Here is a 1,687-nt window from a genome sequence, read left to right on the forward strand (position 1 = left end):
CAGGTGCTGCACTATCTCGACGATCCCGCCCGCGCCATCCACGAGGCGGCGCGGCTTTTGCGTCCGGCAGGACGCCTGGTCATCGTCGATTTCGCGCCGCATGCGCTGGAATTCCTGCGCGAGGAGCATGCGCATATGCGGCTCGGCTTTTCCGACCGGCAGATCGCCGACTGGTTTTCGGAAGCCGGCCTCGATCTCGAAGATGCCCAGGAGTTCGAGCCGCGCGGTGGCAATGAGGCGAGGCTCACTGTGAAACTCTGGCTCGGCCGCGATCGGCGCCTGCTGATTGCCGATCCTTCCAACGACACAAGGCAGGCCAAAGCGAACTCGATGGGGGAAATCGCATGAACCAGTTCCGCTTTTCCCGCCGCCCCGACATCGGCGACAAGGTCAGGGTTTCCTTCGAATTCTTCCCGCCGAAGACGGACGAGATGGAAGCGAGGCTGTGGGAGACGGTCACAAGGCTGGAGCCGCTGAAGCCGAAATTCGTCTCGGTGACTTACGGCGCCGGCGGCTCGACACGGGAGCGCACCGCGCGCACTGTAAAGCGCATCCTGACGGAAACCGGTATTCCTGCAGCGGCGCATCTGACCTGCGTCGGGGCAACGCGCGACGAGGTCGATGCGGTCATCCAGGATTACAAATCGATCGGCATCAACCGGTTCGTGGCGCTGCGCGGCGACCCGGCCTCCGGCGTCGGCGAGCCCTACCGGCCGCATCCCGGTGGCTACGAGAATGGCGCGGAACTGGTCGCCGGGCTCAAGACGATCGCGGATTTCGACATCTCCGTCGCGGCTTATCCGGAAAAGCATCCGCAAAGCCCCGATTTCGCCACCGACATCGAGATGCTGAAGCGCAAGGTCGACAATGGCGCGACGCGGGCGATCACCCAGTTCTTCTTCGACAACGATCTCTACGAGCGCTATGTCGAGCGCGTTCGCCGCGCCGGCATCTACATCCCGATCGTGCCGGGCATCCAGCCGGTTCACAGTTTCAAGCAGGTCGCGAACTTTTCCGCGAGGGCGGGCGCGCATGTGCCCGGCTGGCTGGCGGAGCGTTTCGAAGGCCTCGACAAGGACCCGCAGACGCATGCGCTGGTGGCATCGGCGGTGGCAGCCGAACAGGTCATGGACCTGGTCGAGCGCGGTGTCGGCGATTTCCACTTCTACACCATGAACCGCGCCGATCTGGTCTTTGCCATCTGCCATATGATCGGTATTCGCTCGCACGAGGCGGCGGCCGCCGGATCAGCCGCGGCATGAGGTCGGGCTCAACAACAAAAGGCCGGGAAAAACCCGGCCTTTTGAATTGGTTGGACTATTTGGGTGCTGGTCTTCCCCGCTTTGGCGGTCAGGGAAGGAAGCCCATAATGAGGGCTCCGATAAAGGCGAACGCAGCACAGATCATCAATGCGTTGATAGGCCTCGTAAGTCCCATGACATAGCCTCCTCTTAAAGAGCTATGTCATGGAGTCTAGGTTCATTTGTGCCACAGGCAAGCGGAAAATGTGCTGCATTGCGACGTGATTGTGAAATCCGCGACATGTCTTTTGCCGTTAGGCTTTGAAACTCCTAGGCAAATACCGACTTCAGACCTGTGAATAAAATGTGGCCGGCTCGTGTCGCTGCCGTGTCATGGCAGCGCTACCGCCGCGAAAGTCGAATGCGACTTTCGCGTCGATTCGGGG

At 61.2% G+C, this 1,687-nt stretch carries 2 protein-coding genes; both read left to right on the plus strand.

The window, feature by feature from the left end; translation table 11 throughout:
• Window positions 1–348: methyltransferase domain-containing protein (locus EOA22_RS32725; protein WP_127390557.1), on the plus strand; the 348-nt coding region annotated here is incomplete at its 5' end.
• Window positions 345–1,262 carry a methylenetetrahydrofolate reductase [NAD(P)H] gene (gene metF, locus EOA22_RS32730; RefSeq protein WP_013530934.1) on the plus strand — a complete coding sequence of 306 codons (918 nt, stop codon included), beginning with the start codon at window positions 345–347 and terminating at the stop codon, window positions 1,260–1,262. The genes EOA22_RS32725 and metF, both read left to right, overlap by 4 nt.
• Window positions 1,263–1,687: the final 425 nt, after the last annotated feature.

This window comes from Mesorhizobium sp. M7A.F.Ca.US.014.04.1.1, from assembly GCF_003998745.1.
Taxonomy (GTDB): Bacteria; Pseudomonadota; Alphaproteobacteria; order Rhizobiales; family Rhizobiaceae; genus Mesorhizobium; species Mesorhizobium ciceri.